Source organism: Advenella kashmirensis W13003, assembly GCF_000506985.1.
In the GTDB taxonomy this organism is placed as follows: domain Bacteria; phylum Pseudomonadota; class Gammaproteobacteria; order Burkholderiales; family Burkholderiaceae_B; genus Advenella; species Advenella kashmirensis_A.
The window spans coordinates 235,357-255,252 of the sequence record NZ_KI650981.1 but is presented as its reverse complement, the minus strand read 5'-3'; the positions used below and the strand labels follow the sequence as shown (position 1 = coordinate 255,252).

Annotated in this window: 20 protein-coding genes; 13 read left to right on the top strand and 7 right to left on the bottom strand. The window is 57.2% G+C overall.

All coding sequences use genetic code 11. The annotated features are described in order from the left end of the window. The first annotated feature begins 38 nt into the window (after positions 1-38). Entirely contained in the window at positions 39-902 is an 864-nt protein-coding gene (locus tag W822_RS40735; protein WP_024006518.1) for an EamA family transporter, read from the top strand. Positions 903-967: 65 nt separating this feature from the next. Here W822_RS40735 and W822_RS40730 read toward each other — a convergent pair whose 3' ends face one another. The 4 genes from W822_RS40730 to W822_RS40715 form a co-directional block, all read right to left on the bottom strand. Beyond that, on the bottom strand, positions 968-2,374 hold the full coding sequence (locus tag W822_RS40730) for an FAD-binding oxidoreductase (RefSeq protein WP_024006517.1): 1,407 nt from the start codon (positions 2,372-2,374) through the stop codon (positions 968-970). Positions 2,375-2,462: 88 nt separating this feature from the next. Next, positions 2,463-3,245 carry a FadR/GntR family transcriptional regulator gene (locus W822_RS40725; protein ID WP_051401831.1) on the bottom strand — a complete coding sequence of 261 codons (783 nt, stop codon included), beginning with the start codon at positions 3,243-3,245 and terminating at the stop codon, positions 2,463-2,465. A 120-nt stretch (positions 3,246-3,365) separates the two neighbouring features. After that, positions 3,366-4,880 carry an MFS transporter gene (locus tag W822_RS40720; protein WP_024006515.1) on the bottom strand — a complete coding sequence of 505 codons (1,515 nt, stop codon included), beginning with the start codon at positions 4,878-4,880 and terminating at the stop codon, positions 3,366-3,368. 164 nt (positions 4,881-5,044) lie between these two features. Next, positions 5,045-5,548, bottom strand: coding sequence for a peroxiredoxin (locus W822_RS40715; RefSeq protein ID WP_024006514.1), 504 nt, complete (start codon positions 5,546-5,548; stop codon positions 5,045-5,047). A gap of 288 nt (positions 5,549-5,836) precedes the next feature. Between W822_RS40715 and moaC the strand changes: the two genes are divergently transcribed. From moaC to W822_RS40690, 5 genes are read left to right on the top strand one after another with little or no spacing between them, the layout of a single operon-like run. Then, entirely contained in the window at positions 5,837-6,364 is a 528-nt protein-coding gene (gene moaC, locus W822_RS40710; RefSeq protein WP_051401812.1) for a cyclic pyranopterin monophosphate synthase MoaC, read from the top strand. After that, entirely contained in the window at positions 6,357-6,596 is a 240-nt protein-coding gene (locus tag W822_RS40705; RefSeq protein ID WP_155848193.1) for a MoaD/ThiS family protein, read from the top strand. Before moaC ends, W822_RS40705 begins: the two co-directional genes overlap by 8 nt. Before the next feature lies 1 nt (position 6,597). Beyond that, complete coding sequence (locus W822_RS40700; protein WP_024006511.1) at positions 6,598-7,101, top strand: molybdenum cofactor biosynthesis protein MoaE; 504 nt, start codon at positions 6,598-6,600, stop codon at positions 7,099-7,101. Beyond that, positions 7,098-7,622, top strand: coding sequence for a molybdenum cofactor synthesis domain-containing protein (locus tag W822_RS40695; protein WP_024006510.1), 525 nt, complete (start codon positions 7,098-7,100; stop codon positions 7,620-7,622). The genes W822_RS40700 and W822_RS40695 overlap by 4 nt, the downstream gene beginning before the upstream one ends. A 38-nt stretch (positions 7,623-7,660) precedes the next feature. Further along, a complete protein-coding gene (locus W822_RS40690; protein ID WP_024006509.1) occupies positions 7,661-8,869 on the top strand; it encodes a molybdopterin molybdotransferase MoeA in 1,209 nt (402 codons plus the stop codon). 24 nt (positions 8,870-8,893) lie between these two features. Here W822_RS40690 and mobA read toward each other — a convergent pair whose 3' ends face one another. The 3 genes from mobA to W822_RS40675 are packed head-to-tail and all read right to left on the bottom strand — an operon-like array spanning position 8,894 to position 11,689. Next, the gene (gene mobA, locus W822_RS40685; protein WP_024006508.1) at positions 8,894-9,520 is read right to left on the bottom strand and encodes a molybdenum cofactor guanylyltransferase MobA; all 627 of its coding nucleotides are present in this window, start codon (positions 9,518-9,520) and stop codon (positions 8,894-8,896) included. A gap of 2 nt (positions 9,521-9,522) precedes the next feature. Then, a complete protein-coding gene (gene moaA / locus W822_RS40680) occupies positions 9,523-10,620 on the bottom strand; it encodes a GTP 3',8-cyclase MoaA (RefSeq protein ID WP_024006507.1) in 1,098 nt (365 codons plus the stop codon). Beyond that, a complete protein-coding gene (locus W822_RS40675) occupies positions 10,613-11,689 on the bottom strand; it encodes a substrate-binding domain-containing protein (RefSeq protein WP_031243296.1) in 1,077 nt (358 codons plus the stop codon). The genes moaA and W822_RS40675 overlap by 8 nt, the downstream gene beginning before the upstream one ends. A gap of 216 nt (positions 11,690-11,905) precedes the next feature. Between W822_RS40675 and W822_RS40670 the strand changes: the two genes are divergently transcribed. The 7 genes from W822_RS40670 to W822_RS46395 are packed head-to-tail and all read left to right on the top strand — an operon-like array spanning position 11,906 to position 19,863. Continuing rightward, the gene (locus W822_RS40670; protein WP_024006505.1) at positions 11,906-12,457 is read left to right on the top strand and encodes an NAD(P)H-dependent oxidoreductase subunit E; all 552 of its coding nucleotides are present in this window, start codon (positions 11,906-11,908) and stop codon (positions 12,455-12,457) included. Further along, positions 12,454-14,013, top strand: a complete 1,560-nt coding sequence (locus W822_RS40665) for a formate dehydrogenase beta subunit (protein WP_024006504.1) — start codon at positions 12,454-12,456, stop codon at positions 14,011-14,013. The genes W822_RS40670 and W822_RS40665 overlap by 4 nt, the downstream gene beginning before the upstream one ends. 43 nt (positions 14,014-14,056) lie before the next feature. Further along, positions 14,057-16,930, top strand: a complete 2,874-nt coding sequence (gene fdhF / locus W822_RS40660; protein WP_024006503.1) for a formate dehydrogenase subunit alpha — start codon at positions 14,057-14,059, stop codon at positions 16,928-16,930. An 18-nt stretch (positions 16,931-16,948) separates the two neighbouring features. Next, positions 16,949-17,977 (top strand): formate dehydrogenase accessory sulfurtransferase FdhD, encoded by a 1,029-nt coding sequence (gene fdhD, locus W822_RS40655; RefSeq protein WP_155848192.1) that lies wholly within the window; start codon positions 16,949-16,951, stop codon positions 17,975-17,977. Then, positions 17,974-18,276 carry a formate dehydrogenase subunit delta gene (locus W822_RS40650; protein WP_024006501.1) on the top strand — a complete coding sequence of 101 codons (303 nt, stop codon included), beginning with the start codon at positions 17,974-17,976 and terminating at the stop codon, positions 18,274-18,276. The genes fdhD and W822_RS40650 overlap by 4 nt, the downstream gene beginning before the upstream one ends. Positions 18,277-18,322: 46 nt before the next feature. Continuing rightward, positions 18,323-19,723: an L-lactate MFS transporter gene (locus W822_RS40645; RefSeq protein ID WP_024006500.1), complete on the top strand. Its 1,401-nt coding sequence runs from the start codon at positions 18,323-18,325 to the stop codon at positions 19,721-19,723. Between the two features lie 14 nt (positions 19,724-19,737). Continuing rightward, entirely contained in the window at positions 19,738-19,863 is a 126-nt protein-coding gene (locus W822_RS46395) for an MFS transporter small subunit (protein WP_024006499.1), read from the top strand. The last annotated feature ends 33 nt before the right edge of the window (positions 19,864-19,896 follow it).

The window sequence follows — 19,896 nt, the reverse complement described above, 5'->3', positions numbered from 1 at the left end:
CGCCCATCCCCTGATTTATTCTTTTTAATGGTTGCAATATGACATACCTCATTCTCAGTATTCTGTGCAGTGTGGCGGTTTCGGTGCTGCTGAAAGTCGCCCGCCGTCAGGGGATCGACATCCGCCAGGCCATCGCCTTCAATTATGTGATGGCCTGCGGCCTGACCTGGTTCGTGCTCTCGCCCGATCTGCAACCCAAAGCGGGTCATGACTTTCCATGGTTTCTTTTCGCGGTACTGGGCGTGATTTTGCCCGTGTTGTTCATGATCATGTCACGTGGCGTCGAATACGCCGGTATTGTACGGGCAGATGCGGCTCAGCGACTGTCGCTGTTTCTGACTGTGCTGGCCTCTTTTGTTCTGTTTGGCGAAGCCCTGTCGGTCAATCGCGGCCTGAGTCTTGTGCTGGCGTTTGCTGCCCTGTTCTGCCTGCTGTGGAAGCCGGCGGACGCGACTGCAAATAACAATATCCGTCAGGGCGCGCTTTATCTGTTTCTGATCTGGCTCGGTTATGGCGTCGTGGACATGCTGTTCAAGCAGATCGCCAAAACCGGCACGGCCTTTTCCAGCGGGCTGTTTTTGTCTTTTGCCCTGGCCGGTGTCATTATGTTTGCTTATTTGCTGTTGCGTCGCACGCAGTGGAATGGCCGCAGTGTGCTGGGCGGCCTGCTGCTGGGCTTGCTCAATTTCTGCAACATCCTGTTTTATATACGCGCCCATCAGACTTTTCATGAGAACCCCACTCTGGTATTCACGGTCATGAATATCGGCGTCATCAGCCTGGGCACCATCGTCGGAGCCGTGGCATTCCGGGAAAGAATCAGCCGCATCAACCTGCTGGGTATTGCGCTTGCCATTATCGCCGTGCTCACGCTTTACTATTGGACGGTCATTAGCGGCTGATCGTACGGCAGGCTGCCCGGCAACCGGCAGCCCCCATGCTTTCTTGCTCAATCCGGTTGGCGAAATTACAGCACTTTGCCAGGATTCATAAGGCCCTGCGGATCAAACACCTGCTTGATCTGCCGCATTAATTTCAATTGCAATGGGTCCTTGTGATGCAGGAAAGCATGGCGCTTGAGCTGCCCGATGCCATGTTCGGCGCTGATGCTGCCCCCATAGGCCATGACTTCTTCAAAGATGGTGTCGGCCACCCGGGTTTCCCATTCCGCCGCCCATGTCTTGTCGGCGCCCGCAGGGCGCGATACGTTATAGTGCAGATTGCCGTCGCCAAAATGACCGAAAATGAACAGACGGCAATCGGGACTGACTTTGCGCAATTGCACTTCAGCGGTTTTCACAAACTCGGGTATCCGTTCGATCGGCAGTGAAATATCGTGCTTCAAGTGCGGACCATCCGCACGCTGCGCTTCGGAAATTTCTTCGCGCAGGCGCCAGAGGGCCTGCAATTGCGCGAGTGAAGAAGAGACCGCGGCATCGACACACAGCTCCTGCTCCAGCGCCTGGCCAATCACATTTTCCAGCAATTGCCCCAACGCTTCTTCGTCAGCCGTGTCGGCCAGCTCGATCAGCACATAAGCCGGATGTCGGTCTGCGAATGGCACTTGTACGCCTTCGACATGCGTCAGCACCAGATCCAGGCAGGCGTCCGTGAAGAACTCAAACGCCTGAAGGCGCGGCCCGCAAGCACCAAAAACCAGGCGGAACAGCTCCAGCGCCTGCTGTTCGCTGTCCACCGCCGCCAGCACCACGCTGCGCACATGGGTCGGCGCGTGCAAACGCAGGGCGACACCGGTGATCACGCCCAGCGTGCCTTCGGAGCCGATAAAAAGCTGCTTGAGGTCATAGCCGGTATTGTCTTTGCGCAGCGTTTGCAAACCATTGAAGATTTCCCCATCGGGCAACACGGCCTCAATCCCCAGCACAAGTTCGCGTGCCATGCCGTAGCGCACGACATTGACGCCGCCTGCGTTGGTCGCCACGTTGCCACCGATCTGCGAGGAGTCTTCCGCGGCCAGGCTCAGCGGCAGCAATCGGTCCTGTTCCTGTGCAGCACGACGCAAATTACCCAGGATACATCCGGCATCGGCCACCAGTGTGTTGGCGATCGTATCAATCGAACGCACATGATTCATCCGGTCCAGCGACAGGATAATATTATTCGGCGATGCATCCGGAGTAGCGGCGCCGCATAAACCCGTATTGCCACCGCGGGTGACAACCGGCACCGCAAATTGACTGCACAGACGCAGACAATCAGATACCTGGGCGGTCGACACCGGACGCACCACGGCCTGGGCGGCGCCTTTATATACACCGCGCCAGTCGGTCAGCCACGGTTCAATATCGGCAGCGTTTGTCTGCACCACATCCGGCCCCAGTGCCGCCAGCAAGCTATCAAGAAATTCCTGCATTGTTTTATCCCAAAGTTTATTGAATCCGACTGCCACCCCCTATATATGCAGCAGTCACGTGTCATGATCAAAATACGATTTCAGCGATTTATGCTTTGTTCACTGTGTCCTTATGCGGACCAAAGGCCCGGGTGTCCAGCCCCAGCCTCTCGCTTGCCTGCCGCAAATGCGCCTGGGCGCACGCCCGCGCAAGCGACGCGTCCCCCTGCTCGATGGCGTCCAGCACCTGCTCATGCTCGGCATGCACCTGACGCGACAGCGTGGCGCCAGCCTTTAGCGCAGCATCGCCCTCTTGTGCCATGCCCAGCCGGGCCGCCTGTTCCGCCAGCAAGGTGTGCGAACGTGCAACCCGGACACTTTCGCGCCATTGCCGCGTGAGATAGGACAGCAACTCCCGATAATGCGGGTTATGCGTTGCATCGGCGATCGCCCGGTGAAACCCTACATCCCATTCGAGCGCCTGCTCCGGATCGTGCAGGCTTTTTTCCAGCGATGCGAGGATATGGCGCATGCCACTTACATCTTCTTTAGTGGCCCGGATGGCTGCCAGCGCCGCCGCACCGCCTTCTATTTCGAAGCGCAATTCATAAATATGACGCAACGCGTCCCGATCTACGGTCTCGGGCACGGGCAGTTGAAATCCGTCGTGCAGATCCCGTGTCAGCACCATGCAGCCGGCTCCCTGCCGGGTACGCACCAGCCCTTTTGTCCGCAGACGCTCGGTGGCCTCGCGGATCACGGCAGCGCTGACCGAGAACTCGCCGGCCAGCAGTTTGCCCGATGGCAGCTTCGTTCCCACCGGGTATGTACCGTCAGCAATACGCTGCATCAGCGCTTGCGCCACACGGTCGGTCAAAGTCAGGTTTGTCATTTGCATGGCGTAAATATATCAGGTTATCTGATAACTTTTCCTGTTAAGAGGCTCACTTTGCAAAATTTCCGGCCTCCCATCCGCCTGCCGCAATCGACAGGCGATCCGGCGCCCAACCCGCTACCGTTTGGGCGTATCCGGTGTCGGTTCAACCGGTGTCGGTTCAACCGGTGTCGGTTCAACCGGTGTCGGTTCAACCGGTGTCGGCTCGCCAGTCGGATCGTCTGCCGGCGGCGCATCCTTTGCCGCATCTGCCGCTTCCTCACCGGCCAACGCCAGATCCTCGTCAGCAACAGTATGATCCGCATCGGTTTTATGCGGAAGATTCAGTTCGCTGATCGGATCGCCTGCCTGAATGATATCGAGCACCTTGTCCATGGCTTCGGCATCAGCGGAAATATCGATGGATTCGTCCACGCGCGGGTCCATGACCGTCACCACCGGCGAAGCCGGAACACTGACCGACATGGGTACAAACGGCTCGGGGTCGACCTTGTAGGTTCCCTTGACTTTCTCTTTGCGTACGAAGATGACAAGTGAAAAGGCGGCAAGTGAAGTATAGATATAAAACATATGCGGGCCACCGATGTCCATCAGCTTACCGACCAGCAACGGACCCAGACTGGCACCGACTCCATAGGTCATGAGCAGCACACCGCTTAAGCCGACCCGCAACGACGGATCCACGTGCTCGTTGGCAAACGCGGTCGCCAGCGGATAAATGGTAAATTGCAGCACGCCGAATATCGCCACCAATACCAGCATAAGCGGATAAGGCAAATGCCAGTAACCATATAGCGGAATCGTCAACAGGCCCAGTAACAGCGCATTGAAGCGGATCATGTTAAGGCGGTAGATCCGGTCGGACAGCCAGCCCATCGGCCATTGCGAGAGCAGACCCGCCATCACCGAGACTGACAGGAACAAGGCGACCTGATCCGTATCCATCCCCTCTTTGCTTGCATAGACCGGCCCCAGACCATAAAACGAACCGGTTATACTGCCCGCCACAAAGAGCACAAACATGGACATGGGTACCAGACGAATGAACACTTTGAGCTTGATCGGTGTATGCGCCTGCAGGGTCGGGTGACTGCGCCGGGTAATGGCCACCGGGATCAGGCACAGCGCCATGGACATGGCCACGACATTGAGCGTAGTCAGATCTTCCGGCGAGAAAAAGGACACGGTCATCTGCCCGACCACCAGACCCAGTCCGGACATGACCATATAGAAAGCAAAAACACTGCCGCGCTGCTTCTGATCCGCCTGGTCATTGAGCCAGCTTTCCAGCACCATGTACTGCGTGACCATCGTCGCGCCAGTCAGGAATCGCAAGAATACCCACACCGGCAGCAAGGGAGTGATCGTCTGGGCCAGAACCAGCACCGTCACCATGGCGGCGGAAATCGCGTACGCCCGGATATGCCCTACCTGTTGCACCAGCTTATGGCCAAAGCGCGCGCCCAGTACCTGACCCGTATAAAACGCAGCAATCAGCAAACCGATCCAGACCTGACTGACCCCCTCCTGCGTCAGATGCAACGCAATAAAGGTGTTATACAGCCCCGTACCCACCGACATCAGCAAGGTGGCAAAATACAGTGAGAAAAACGACAGGAAAAGATTGATCATTCTGGTCTGACGAAAAAAGACGAACAATAAAAATTCGGTAAATTCAATGCAATGAAACTGCCTGTTGCACATGGGCCGCAAGCGAAACGGGCGGATGACATATGCAAAAGAGCAGCTTCGGGAGTGCCGGACACAGCGCCAGTCTGTGTCCGCTATTTATTTAATTACAACTGTGAAAGAATGGTTTCGGTACCGCTGATTTTGTATTCGCCGCCCTCTTCAACATTCAGTTGGCTGACTACGCCATTGTCCAGGATGGCCGAATAACGTCGTGAACGCACGCCCAGACCCCGGGCAATCATATCCAGCTCCAGGCCCATAGCCTTCGTCCAGGTGGCAGAGCCATCGGCCAGCATGCGGATCGTACCTGTCGCGCCGGTATCGCGGCCCCAGGCGCCCATCACGAACGCATCATTGACGGCCACGCACCAGATTTCATCCACGCCCTTTGACTTGATTTTCTCTGCATCACGTATGAAATCCACCACATGTTTGTTCGTGCACGTGGGCGTAAACGCACCGGGCACGGCAAACAGAACAATTTTTTTGTCTTTCACCAGTTCAGACACCTTGAACGCCTGAGGACCTGCATCCTGGCCATCCGTGCCTTTTTCGATGAATTCTGTAAGTGTGCCCTCGGGCACCTGATCTCCGATGCTGATTGTCATATTGACTCCTGACTGATTGATAAAATGCGTTCCTGTGTAGTGTAACACCAGGCTCGTCGGGCGCACATCATTCCAGCGCCGCGTTTGGGGGCACTTGCGCTTGCCTGCGTGTCCACCATACCATTGCGATATGACACAAATGCGGCCAGCCGCTGCCGACCTTTTCACAACCCCGGCAAATACAGGTATAGTATTCTTTGCCGTCGCCGCCCGGGCATTTACATTCCCGTTGCCGCTCCGGGCACTGCCCTTACCCTTTTTCCCGCGGCCCCTGGCCGCTTATAACGCATGAAAAACATCTCTGCCGTTACCGGCTCCGATACTGCCGACAACGCCCCGGCGCCCACACTGAGCCATCTGGACGAGGCTGGCCAGGTACGCATGGTAGACGTTCTGAACAAATCGACCACAGCCCGCACCGCGATTGCACGAAGTGTCGTACGCATGACGCAGCGTTCCTTCGCAGCGCTGAACGCCGCCGAAAACAGCAAGGGTGAAGTGCTCAATACCGCCCGCGTCGCGGGCGTGCTCGCAGCCAAGCGGTGTGCCGAGCTTATTCCCATGTGCCATAGCCTGCCTTTGACGTTTGCCGGCATTGACTTCACGCTGGACCCGGACACGCTCTGCGTCACCGTGCGCGCCACCTGTCGCAGCGACTATAAAACCGGCGTGGAAATGGAAGCGCTGACAGCCTGCTCCATTGCGGCACTCACCATTTACGATATGTGCAAGGCGGCCGACAAAGGCATTATCATTGAAGATACCCGGCTGGAATACAAAGCCGGCGGTAAAAGTGGAGAATGGCGCTGTGATTGATATCTTATATTTCGCACGAGTGGCGGAACTCACCGGCAAACGCACCGAGCAAATGCCTTTGCCGGCCCCCGTGTCTGTCGCCCAATGGCTGACGCAGCTGAATACAACGTATCCGGCGCTCCAGGACATTCGGGTACTGAAAGTGGCAGTGAACAAAAAACACGCCCTGCCCGACGCACTCATTCATGATCGCGATGAAGTCGCACTTTTTGAGCCGGTCACCGGAGGCTGACATGATCACCATACAAGAAGCTGATTTCGATGCCGGCCAATTGATCCGGCAACTGCATGAGCGCAGCCAGGGCCACGCAGGCGCCGTGGCCTCTTTCATCGGCTACGTACGTGACTATTCACCCGCGCAACCGACGCAGGAACTGTTTCTGGAACATTACCCCGGCATGTGCGAACAGGAGCTGAACGATATTCAAGCGCAGGCCGCACAACGCTGGAACGTCATTGACAGCACCATTGTGCATCGTGTCGGCGCCCTGACGCGACAGCAGCAAATTGTTTTTGTCGGTGTCGCCAGCGCCCATCGGGGCGATGCCTTTCATGCCTGTGAATTCATCATGGATGCCCTGAAAACCCGCGCGCCCTTCTGGAAGCGCGAGACACTGGCCGACGGCAAGGCGTTCTGGGTGCAGGCACGCGAGAGCGACACCCAACGCATTGAGAAATGGACGAAAACGGACCAGATATCCGACCCCGTGATAAAGCAACTGGAAGATCACAAATGAAATCGCTTACCGACAATGACAGCAAGGTTGCGCTTCGCATCGCGCTGCTGACCATACACGACACCCGCAAGCCGGAGACAGATACATCAGCCCACTATCTGGCCGGGGCGATCGAAGCGAGCGGCCACGTGATTGCCGACAGGGCCATCTGTCCCGACAACCGTTATGCCATTCGCAAGTATCTGTCTGACTGGATCCTGCGCGATGATGTACACATCATTGTCACCAACGGCGGCACGGGCATGCGTGATAAAAACTCAACGCTCGCAGCCGTGACCCCGTTGTTCGATACCGATATTGCGGGCTTCGGCGAACTGTTTCGTGCCTATTCCTTTGCCGACATCGGCTCCTCGGGCCTGCAGTCCAATGCTGTGGGAGGCAAGGCAAATAATACGCTGATTTTCTGCCTGCCCGGGTCCACCGGCGCCTGCCGGCTGGGCTGGGAAAAAATTCTGCGCGAGCAACTCGACAGCCACCACCAACCCTGCAATTTCGCGTCGGCCTATGCCAAACGTGATTAACAGCCGGCAAGCACATACTGCCTACAGGAATTTATACCATGCTTGATTTCGATACAGCCCAGCAGCGCCTGCTGGATCTGCCCATTGCCGACATTCCGGTCGAAACCGTCAGCCTGGAGCAGGCCCAAGGCCGGGTCCTGGCCCAGGATGTCGTGGCAACGCTGGATATGCCACCCGCAGATAACAGCTCCATGGACGGCTATGCGCTGCGCGTGCAGGATTACACTGCCGGCAACGCACTGCCGATACAGCAACGCATTTTCGCCGGAGAAGCGCCTGCCGCACAGGAGGCAGGTAAAATCTCTCGCATTTTCACCGGCAGTCTCATCCCCGAAGGCGCAGATACCGTCGTTATACAGGAAGTGTGCACTGAAGCCGACGAACAGGTCACCATCAACGAGGTCCCCGTCGCCGGCCAGAACATTCGCCGCCAGGGCGAAGATACACGCCTGGGCTCCGTCCTGCTGGAACGGGGCACGATACTGGGCGCGGCCGAAATCGGGCTGATCGCTACGCAAGGTATTGATTCGCTGGCAGTATACCGGCAACTGAAGGTGGGCATCCTGACTACCGGAGACGAGCTGGTGCCGCCCGGTCAGCCACGGCTTGGGTCGCAAATTTTCAATTCCAATGCGCCTATGCTGACTGCCCTGTTTCACACGCTGGGGGCACAAGTCAGCCAGGTGCTGCATGCCCGGGACGATTTGAACGCCACACATGAAGCGTTGAACACACTTTTTAGTGAATGCGATCTGGTCATCAGCGTGGGCGGCGTCTCGGTCGGAGAAAAAGACCTGGTCAAGCCGGCACTGGAGGCATTGGGCGCCAGCCTGGATTTCTGGAAGGTCCGCATGAAACCGGGCAAACCGGTGGCCCTGGCCAGCGTCAATAATACACCTGTGATCTGCCTGCCCGGCAACCCCGTGTCTGCCTATACGGTGCTGGCTGTCCTGGTCTCGCCGCTGATTCGCAAGTTGCAGGGTCGCAGGAAGTGCGTGCCGCCGCGCATACAGGCCATTTTGAAAACCGACAAAATTTTCAACGAAACCCGGGATGAGTTTCTGCGTGTACGCATGTCCCAGGATGAAGAGACCGGCCAATTGATGGTCGAGCCCTATGACAGGCAAGGATCGGGCATGAGTTCATCACTCCCCTGGGCCAACGGCTTTGCACGCGTACCTGCCGTGCAGAAGTACACGGGCGGCGATCGGGTCTGGGTCTATCCCAAGGAAGACTGGATCCGTTGAATGAGCGTACCCGCCGACATCCGGCTAGCGCCCGACAGGGACGACGGTGACGGCCCGCGCCAGCTCTTCCGGTGTATTGACATTCAGAAAAGCGTCGGCATCATCAAACACCACGCGTAATGCATGCTGTGCTTCGAGCCATGGAAGAACGGCTCGTCGTCCGCTGAGCAGGTAGTCGCGCAAGGTCGCCAGCGCACCGACGTGCAGCAGCAGACAAATGGAGTGATCGCGCGCACCCGCGTGCGCAAAGGCAATGTGCCCGCCCTGCGCCATCAGCGCACCATACAATCGCGCGACATAATCGCCCGGCAGCGCCGGCATATCGCACCCGGCCACCACCAGCCACGGTGTTTGCAGATAAGGCGCTGCCGCCAGCAATCCCGCCAGGGGCCCCTGGCTGCCCTCGAAGCCGGCAGGATCGGCCACGACCTGGCCATACCGGCCATAAACGTCTTCGTGCTGATTGGCACTGATCAGCACGCGGTCCACGCAAGGCGAGAGCACCCGCAGGACGAATTCGATCAGCGGCCGTTCATGCAGTCTGATGAGCCCCTTGTCCTGGCCACCCATTCGCCTGCCCTGGCCACCCGCCAGAATCAGCGCCGTCAGATCACGCGGCAACAGCCGATCCGGTGAAGGAACAACCGTCATGCCTAGCCTCCGATATAGCTCATCTCTATTTTTTCCCGCCGGTCATGCAATTGGTCTCGCTGCTCTGAATACCGGTCATTCCTGACGTTCCAGATGCCGGCAAGCACACTGGCAATCTCGTGGTCGCTGGCAGATGAACGCAGCATTTGGCGCAGATCGCTGCCGGTTTCGGCAAACAGACAGGTGAACAGCTTGCCTTCCGGCGACAGACGCAGCCGGGTACAGTCCCCACAGAAGGCATGCGTCACACTCGTGATCAGACCCACTTCGCCAGCCCGGTCCTTGTAGCGCCAGCGCCTTGCCACTTCCCCCGGATAATTGGCGTGTACCGGTTCCAGTTCGAATTTCGATTGCAATATTTCAAGAATTTCCCGGCCACTGACCACATCAGTCATATCCCAGTGATTGGTCGCGCCCACATCCATGAACTCGATAAATCGCAAAATGTGACCGCTATGCCGGAAATAGTCGGCCATGGGCAGAATCTGGTGTTCATTGACTCCGCGCTTGACCACCATATTCACCTTGACCGGTTCAATGCCGGCACTTCGTGCGGCCTCAATGCCTGCCAGCACCTGATCGACATGAACCTTGCTGTCGCTCATGCTCGCAAACAGTTGCGGATCCAGGGCATCCAGGCTCACTGTTATGCGCTGCAGCCCGGCATCCCGCAGGGGGCCCGCCATGCGCTGCAACAGCGTGCCATTGGTGGTCAGTGCAATATCCAGCGGCTTGTCATCCAGATCCCTGATCTGCGCCAGCATGCCGATCAACCGCGTCATTTCCTTGCGCAGCAGCGGCTCCCCGCCTGTAATGCGCAGTTTATTGACGCCCAGTTGCGCAAACAGGCGCGCCAGCCGTGTGATTTCTTCGAACGAAAGAATCTGATCGTGCGGCAGAAACGCATGGTCGCTGCCGAACTGGTCGCGCGGCATACAGTAGGAACAGCGAAAATTGCAGCGATCGGTAATGGAAATACGCAGATCGCGCAAGGCACGTCCGAATGCATCTACCACGGGCCTGCCCGGCGTATAGTCCACGCGTGGCAATGGCGCTGGGGTGATTCTGCGAATATCGGCTATCGGAATAATTTTAGTCATTGAAGGCTTCGTCTATGGTCTGAATTTTGCCTGCCTCACTTGCATCATACCCTACCAAATGGCCTAGGAATTCCAGATAGTCCTGGCTGCGCATGAAATGAATGAATTTTTCTACATTGACCTGTTGCAGGCTGCTGCGATTCAGGGCAAAGAAATAGCGCTCACGCACCAAAGGAATGAATTCCAGTCCGAAACGATGCGCTGCAGTCTGCACGCCGATACCCACATCGGCCATGCCACTTGCAATATGGGCGGCAATGGCCATATGAGTAAACTCGCTGTCCTCGAAGCCGCTGACGGCCGAGGTGGCGATATTTTCCTCCTGCAGCATCAGGCCGACCAAAAAACGCGTGCTGGAACCGGGCTGGCGGTTGACGAAACGCACATCCCCACGCGCCAGATCGCGAACAGACTGAATACTTTTTGGATTTCCCGGCTTGACGAACAGTCCTGTATTGCGCACGGCCAGATGAATCAACAGGTGTGTCTCACTATTGAGCCAGGGCGAATAGCGCGCCAGAATGGGTTTTTCAAATTTGCCGATTGGCACCTGGAAACCGGCCACATCGCACTCATTCTGCTCCAGTGCCGCCAGCGCTTCGATCGCCGTGCGGTATCGCAATTCCAATATCGGCAGCGGTGAGTTCATGCGTTGTGTCAGTCCCTCAACGGCAAAACCGTGACTGGCATGCAGCCGGATGTTCGGGGTATGCTCGGGAATCAGCTTTTCCAGTTCTTCCTGCGATTCGGACGCCAGACTTTCCAGAGTTGGCGAGAGCCTGGCCTGAATACGGCGATTGGCCCACACCAGCCTTTTGGCAAACTCTGACAATTCGGTTCCCTTGCGCCGTTTGGTGATCAGCAACGGAACCCCGAAAATATCTTCGAATTGCCGCAATACCCCCCAGGCATGACGATACGAGTGGCCACAGGTCTCGCTGGCTGCCACGATATTGCCACTGACGTCAATTTCGGCAAGCAAGCCGAGCAACATGGACAATGACAGCGTTTTACCCTCTTGTGTGTCAATCGTCCACTCGGGGTTAATCCTGATGGAAAAAGGGTACATACGCAATTCTCCTTTGGTATTTGCAGGCCGAAATATGTGTTATTAATTTCATATTGATTTTATATGTGAATTAGCTACTATTGTGGTTATATCCACGTTTGTCAAATAGATATTTTCGCCAGGCATTTATGCGGTACTGCAGCATTTTAATAGGTTTTTAAAAACCTATTAAACGCTATAACAAAGAAACCTGGCAACCCGAATCCGGAGACAGTCATGCCCAAATCAGGCATATCCTCGCCCTTCATCCAGTCTGTCGATAACAAAATCAGAAAGATGATTCCGCTCACACCCGAGACACCGCACTCGCGTGCCGTCTCGGCCAGTCTGGCCAAACTCGGCAATGCACCCGGCGTTTTGCTGCCTTTGTTGCACGACATTCAGGACACGCTGGGATTGATTCCCGGAGAATGCGTTGACCAGATCGCGCAGGCGCTGAATCTGTCGCGTGCGGAAGTGCACGGTGTCATCACTTTCTACCCTCACTTTCATACCAGCGCCAAAGGCCCGATCCATATCGAAGTCTGTCGGGCCGAGTCCTGTCAGGCCATGGGCTCGGCAACGCTCGAAGCCCATATCCGCCAGACCACCGGCTGTGACCTGAACGCCACGCGTGCCGATGGCCAGGTGTCGGTCGATGCGGTTTATTGCCTGGGACTATGCGCCCAGTCGCCCAATATCATGCTCAATGGCGAACCCCATGCGCATGTCACGCCGCAGGAATTTGACGAGCTGTATCGTGAGCACACGGAGGCCCTGTCCGCATGACTATTCGCATCTATATTCCCGCTGATGCCGCCGCCATTGCCTGCGGCGCCGAGCGTGTCGTGGCCGCCGTGCAAAAAGAGGCGGCGCAGCGCAATCAGGACGTGACGATCGTGCGCAATGGCTCGCGTGGTCTGTTGTGGCTTGAGCCCCTGATTGAAGTCGAGACCGAACGCGGTCGCCTCGCCTACGGTCCCGTTAAGGCCAAAGACGTTGCTTCGCTCTTTGAGGCCGACTTTCTGCAAGGAAGTGATCATCCACTGGCACACGGCCTGACCGAAGACATCCCGTACCTGAAAAAACAGGAACGCCTGACCTTTGCACGCGTCGGCATTACCGACCCGCTATCGGTTCCCGATTATATTGAACACGGTGGCTTTGCCGGTCTCAGCAAGGCATTGACGCTGGCTTCTGCTGATATTGTGCAGGAAGTGACCGAGTCCGGTTTGCGCGGTCGGGGCGGCGCAGCCTTTCCCACCGGCATCAAATGGAAAACCGTATTGGGCACACCAGCCGACCAGAAATACATTGTGTGCAATGCCGATGAAGGCGACTCGGGCACGTTTTCCGATCGCATGCTCATGGAGGGCGATCCGCTCTGCCTGATCGAAGGCATGACGATTGCCGGACTGGCAACAGGTGCGACCAAAGGCTACATCTATGTGCGCTCGGAATATCCGCATGCCATCCTGGCGCTGAACCGCGCCATTGATGCGGCCACCACAGCCGGCTGGCTCGGCGACAATATCCGCGGCAGCGGCAAGGCCTTCGCGCTTGAAGTGCGCAAGGGAGCGGGTGCGTATATCTGCGGGGAAGAAACCTCACTGCTCGATTCGCTTGAAGGCAAGCGCGGCCTGGTGCGCGCCAAGCCACCGCTGCCGGCCATCAAAGGCCTGTTCGGCAAACCGACGGTTATCAACAATGTGATTTCGCTGGCCACGGTGCCATATGTCCTGGCCCACGGCGGCCAGGCATATGCCAACTACGGCATGGGTCGTTCAAAAGGAACATTGCCCTTCCAGCTGGCGGGCAATATCCGCCAGGGCGGGCTGGTAGAAAAGGCCTTTGGACTGACGCTGCGCGAACTGCTGTTCGATTACGGCGGCGGCAGTGCCAGTGGTCGTCCCATCAAGGCCGTGCAGGTCGGCGGCCCGCTGGGCGCCTATCTGCCTGAATCGCAATGGGATGTCCCCATGGATTATGAAGCCTATATGAAGGTGTCGGCCATGATCGGTCACGGCGGCATCGTGGCGTTCGATGACACTGCAAAAATGAATGATCTGGCGCGCTACGCCATGGAGTTCTGTGCCGTCGAGTCCTGTGGCAAGTGCACGCCCTGTCGTATTGGATCGACGCGCGGCACCGAAGTCATTGATCGCATCAGTGCGAATGAAAACCGCGAAGAGAATGTTGAGTTGTTGCGCGATTTGTGCAACACCATGCTGGGCGGGTCGCTGTGCGCCCTGGGCGGCATGACGCCCTACCCGGTTCTGTCGGCACTGCAGCATTTCCCGGCCGATTTCGGCATTGAGCAGTCTGCCGAAAGCCATTCGTCCTGAACACCATTATTATCCGCTGCCCAAAGCAGGCAAGGAGCTTCTCATGTTAGAAACCGTCGTCAAACGTGATACCGATCTGGGTACGCCTGAAATCATCTCCGACAAATGGGTTTCCGTCACCATTGACGGTTACGAGATGTCCGTCCCCGAAGGCACGTCAGTCATGCGCGCTGCTGCGCTCAACGGCGTCAATATTCCCAAACTGTGCGCCACCGACAGCATCGAGGCTTTTGGCTCCTGCCGCTTGTGCCTGGTGGAAATCGAAGGACGGCGCGGTTATCCGGCCTCCTGTACCACACCGGTGGAAGAAGGCATGGTCATTCACACCGAGACACCGAAGCTGCATCAATTGCGCCGCGGCGTCATGGAATTGTATATTTCCGATCACCCGCTCGATTGCCTGACCTGCCCTTCCAATGGCGATTGCGAACTGCAGGATATGGCGGGCGTCGTGGGATTGCGCAACGTGCGTTATGGCTACGAGGGTGCCAACCACCTGAAAGACCAGAAAGACACCTCCAATCCCTATTTCACTTATGATCCAAGCAAGTGTATTGTTTGCAACCGCTGCGTGCGCGCCTGCGAAGAAACACAGGGTACGTTTGCCCTGACGATTTCCGGAAAAGGCTTTGCCTCGCGCGTCTCGCCCGGCCAGGATCAACCGTTCATGGACAGCGAGTGCGTCTCATGTGGCGCCTGCGTCCAGGCCTGTCCAACCGCCACGCTGGAAGACAATAGTGTGATCGAGCTGGGCCAGGCAGACCACGCAGTGATTACGACTTGCGCCTATTGTGGCGTGGGTTGCGGCTTCAAGGCCGAAATGAAAGGGGAAACCGTGGTACGCATGACGCCATGGAAAGACGGCAAGGCCAATCGCGGCCACTCCTGCGTCAAAGGCCGGTTTGCCTGGGGCTATACCACGCACAAAGAGCGCATCACCAAGCCCATGATCCGCAAGAGCATTTCCGATCCGTGGCAAGAAGTGTCCTGGGACGAGGCGATTGGTTACGCTGCCAGCGAATTCAAGCGCCTGCAGGGCAAATATGGGCGCGATTCAGTAGGAGGCATTACCTCTTCCCGCTGCACCAATGAAGAAACCTGGCTGGTCCAGAAGCTGGTCCGCGCAGCGTTCAACACCAATAATGTAGACACCTGCGCACGCGTGTGCCACTCACCCACCGGCTATGGTCTGAAATCCACGCTGGGCGAATCGGCCGGTACGCAAACGTTTGATTCGGTCATGTTTACCGATGTCGTGATTGTCATGGGCGCCAACCCGAGCGCGGCCCATCCGGTGTTCGCGTCCCGACTGAAAAAACGGCTGCGGCAAGGCGCTCGCCTGATCGTCATTGATCCACGGCAGACGGAACTGGTCAGCTCTCCTCACATTCGCGCCGACTACCATCTGCAAGTGCGTCCCGGCACCAACGTGGCGCTGCTGGCAGCCATGTCACATGTGATCGCCACGGAAAATCTGATCGATATGGACTTTGTACGCACGCGCTGTGAAGACAAGGCATTCCGCGAATGGTTTGATTTTGTCTGCCTGCCCGAAAATGCGCCGGAAGCCGTAGAAGCGGAAACCGGCGTACCTGCCGATCAAGTCCGCGGCGCAGCCCGCCTCTTTGCCACCGGCGGCAATGGCTCCATTTATTATGGTCTGGGCGTAACAGAACACAGCCAGGGTTCGACCACTGTCATGGCCATCGCCAACCTGGCCATGGCCACCGGCAATATCGGCCGCGAAGGCGTCGGCGTCAATCCATTGCGCGGGCAGAACAACGTGCAGGGCTCGTGCGACATGGGCTCGTTCCCGCATGAACTGCCCGGCTATCGTCATATCTCCGATGACGTGGTCCGGCACGAATTCGAAAAAGCCTGGAATGTCACGCTGCAACCGGAACCCGGACTGCGCATTCCGAATATGTTCGATGCCGCGCAGGAAGGCACTTTCAAGGGCCTGTATTGCCAGGGCGAAGATATCGTGCAGTCGGATCCCAATACGCAACACGTGGCCGCCTCGCTGGCTGCCATGGAATGCGTCGTCATCCAGGATATTTTCCTGAATGAAACAGCCAAATACGCGCATGTATTTCTGCCGGGTTCGACCTTTCTGGAAAAAGACGGCACGTTCACCAATGCAGAACGGCGTATTTCACGGGTACGCAAGGTTATGGAGCCGGCCAGCGGCATGGCCGACTGGGAAATCACCTGCGCGCTCTCGAACGCGCTGGGCTATCCCATGAACTACACACATCCATCGGAAATCATGGATGAAATTGCAGCCCTGACACCGACCTTCAAAGGGGTTACCTTCGATCGCATCACTGAAATGGGCAGTATCCAATGGCCTTGCAACGATGAAGCGCCCGAAGGCACGCCGATCATGCACATTGACGAATTTGTACGCGGCAAAGGCAAATTCATGATCACCAAATATATTCCGACGGACGAAAGAAGCACACGCAAATACCCGCTGCTCTTTACCACAGGACGAATCCTGTCCCAATACAACGTGGGCGCACAGACCCGCCGCACGCCCAACGTGGCCTGGCATTCCGAAGACGTACTGGAAATCCACCCGGTCGACGCAGAAGACCGTGGCATCAGCCAGGGCGACTGGGTCGGCATTCAGAGCCGGGCCGGCGAAACGGTATTGCGTGCCAACGTCACGACCCGGGTACAGCCAGGCGTCGTCTACACCACATTCCACTTTCCTGAATCCGGCGCGAACGTGGTGACGACTGACAACTCCGACTGGGCCACCAATTGTCCCGAGTATAAAGTGACGGCGGTGCAGGTGACACGTGTCACACAACCATCCTCCTGGCAGAACAACTGGTCGGAGTTCAACCGCAAGCAACGCGCGTTGCTGCACAATCGTGTCACAATGGACGAAACAACGGTGACAGATTAACACCAGGACTTTCTTGTGATGGATAAGGTCGTCATATCCGCAGCTACGGCCCGCATGCAAGGTACCGGGCCGACCCCTGGACCTGCGGCCGAACATAATGAGACGGGCGTGCGCAACCGGCCCGATAGGCCGGAACCGCTAGCCCCGCCCGAGGACGCGCAAGGCAGCGTCTTGCGGCAAGTGACACGCGTGCGCAATGGCGTCGCGCTTGAACACACAGAGAACGACGCCATTGCTGTTGAAACACCGATCGCCATGGAATTTAACGGCATTAATCATGCCGTAATGCTGGCCACACCAAATGATCTGGAAGATTTTGCCTGGGGATTTTGCCTGACCGAAGGCATTGTGCGCTCAGCCGATGACATCCGTGATATCGAGCAGGAACACACCGAACAGGGCATTATTCTGCATGTGCAGATCAGCCCCGCCTGCATGCAGTTTCTAAAGGAAAGACGACGCCAGATGGCAGGGCGAACGGCCTGCGGCCTGTGCGGCGTGGAAACCCTGGATGCCGTACGGCGACTGCCGCTCGTGGCGCCCGCCAGTACTGCAACACTCAACAACAGCGTCGCTTCTGCTGCGGACAACCGCTACGACTTATCCCATATTCCTGCAAGCCTGACGCTGCCACAATTGCTCGATGGCATGGCAGCGCTGCGCGAGCGGCAGACATTACATCTGGCAACCGGCGCAACCCATGCTGCGGCCTGGTTACCGGCCAACAGCGAGGTCCCCGCATTTATTCGCGAAGACGTAGGCCGCCATAACGCTTTGGATAAAACCATCGGCGCCTTGATGCGCCATGATCAGCACCCGGACAAGGGCGCCCTGCTGGTGTCGAGTCGCGCCAGCTTTGAAATGGTACAGAAAACAGCAATGGCCGGCTGCCCCATTCTGGCCGCCGTATCTGCGCCCACCACCGCTGCGGTCGCACTGGCCCGGGAAACCGGCGTCACCCTGCTTGGTTTTACCCGCGCACAACACGCGACCCTGTACGCTCATCCACACCGCTTTCAATTATCGAACAAAGGCAGGACATCATGACAACGCCACACCTGGTCAACACCACCGCAATGCTCATCAAAATGGCCAATCAGATCGCCGGCTTCTTTGAAGCCCTGCCGGATCGTGAAGAAGGCCTGCGCAGTGTCTACGAGCATATCCGCAAGTTCTGGGAGCCGCGCATGCGTGCCGCCCTGCTCGATTTTCTGGAACAGCACCCCGACGGACAGGACGGCGAAACCGGCCTGTCTGCATTCGCACTGGAAGCCATCAATAACCACAAGGCGGATCTCAGGCCCGCCGCTGCACCTGCAACACCCGCAACATCCGTGACCTCCTGAGGGATCACGAACCGATATACATAATTCATAATCCAAGGAGACATTCATGAATCAAGCCGTTACCCGTGGCGGATTCTTCAGCAAGGAGCGGATTACAGCCGGTCCCGGTTTCAACCGATGGATGGTGCCGCCTGCCGCACTGGCCATTCATTTATGTATTGGTCAGGCCTATGCATTTTCCGTATTCAACAAACCCATGACCCAATTGCTGGGCATTTCCGAGTCGGCCCCGGGGGACTGGACCATTCCCCAACTGGGCTGGATTTTCAGTATCGCCATTGTGTTTCTCGGTCTGTCGGCCGCTTTTGCCGGCAAATGGCTGGAAGAAGTCGGTCCGCGCAAGGCCATGTTCGCCGCCGCCTGCTGCTTTGGCGGAGGTTTTCTGGTAGCGGCAGCGGGTTTGCATTTGCATCAGTTATGGCTGGTCTACTTCGGCTACGGCGTATTGGGCGGCATCGGTCTGGGCATTGGTTATGTGTCGCCGGTCTCCACACTTATCAAATGGTTCCCTGACCGGCGCGGCATGGCAACCGGCATGGCCATCATGGGCTTTGGCGGGGGCGCGATGATTGCCTCCCCCTTGTCGCTCAAACTGATGAACGCGTTCAAATCCGATACCTCCATGGGCGTCACTGAAACGTTCATCGTGCTGGGCGTGGTCTACTTCATCTATATGTGCATCGGTGCACTGGCCGTGCGTATTCCCGCCGCAGACTGGAAGCCGGAGGGCTGGACGCCACCGGTGCAGAACAATGCCATGATTTCCCGCAATCACGTGCACATTGACCGGGCCATCAAAACACCGCAGTTCTGGTTGCTGTGGTGGGCGCTGTGCCTGAACGTCACAGCGGGCATCGGCGTGCTCGGCCAGGCTTCACTGATGATCCAGGAAAGCTTCCAGGGTATGATCACCGCAGCGGCAGCAGCCGGCTTTGTGGGTCTGCTTTCACTGGCCAATATGAGCGGACGCTTTCTGTGGTCCACAGTCTCGGACTATATCGGCAGAAAAATGACTTACGGTACGTTTTTCGTGCTGGGCACCATTCTGTATTTGCTGGTGCCGGGCATGGGCACGGCAGGACACGTTGCGCTATTCGTGCTGTTCTATCTGATCATTCTGTCCATGTACGGCGGTGGCTTCTCTACCGTCCCTGCCTATCTGGCTGATCTGTTCGGCACCCGCTATGTGGGCGGCATTCATGGACGCCTGCTGACCGCCTGGTCTGCTGCCGGTATTTTCGGCCCGGTTCTGGTCAATTACATTCGTGATTACCAGTTGAAGATGGGTATTCCGAAATCTGATGTGTACATCTACACCATGTACGTGATGGCAGGTCTTCTGGTGATTGGTTTCATCTGCAATATGATGATTCGCCCGGTCAGCGCAGAGCATCATATGGACGTGGAAAACACGGCAGGCGAACCGGTTCCGGCTGCAGCCAAATAACAGGGAGATCACATATGCAAACACCTTCTCAAAATAAAACACCGGTCGGACTGGTCGTCGCTTTCTGGCTTCTGGTCGGCATCCCGCTCATCTGGGGCGTATCCAATACCATCATTACGGCCGCCGCCCTTTTCAAATAACCCTTCGCTGCGGCCCGCCTGGAACGCCGCTGC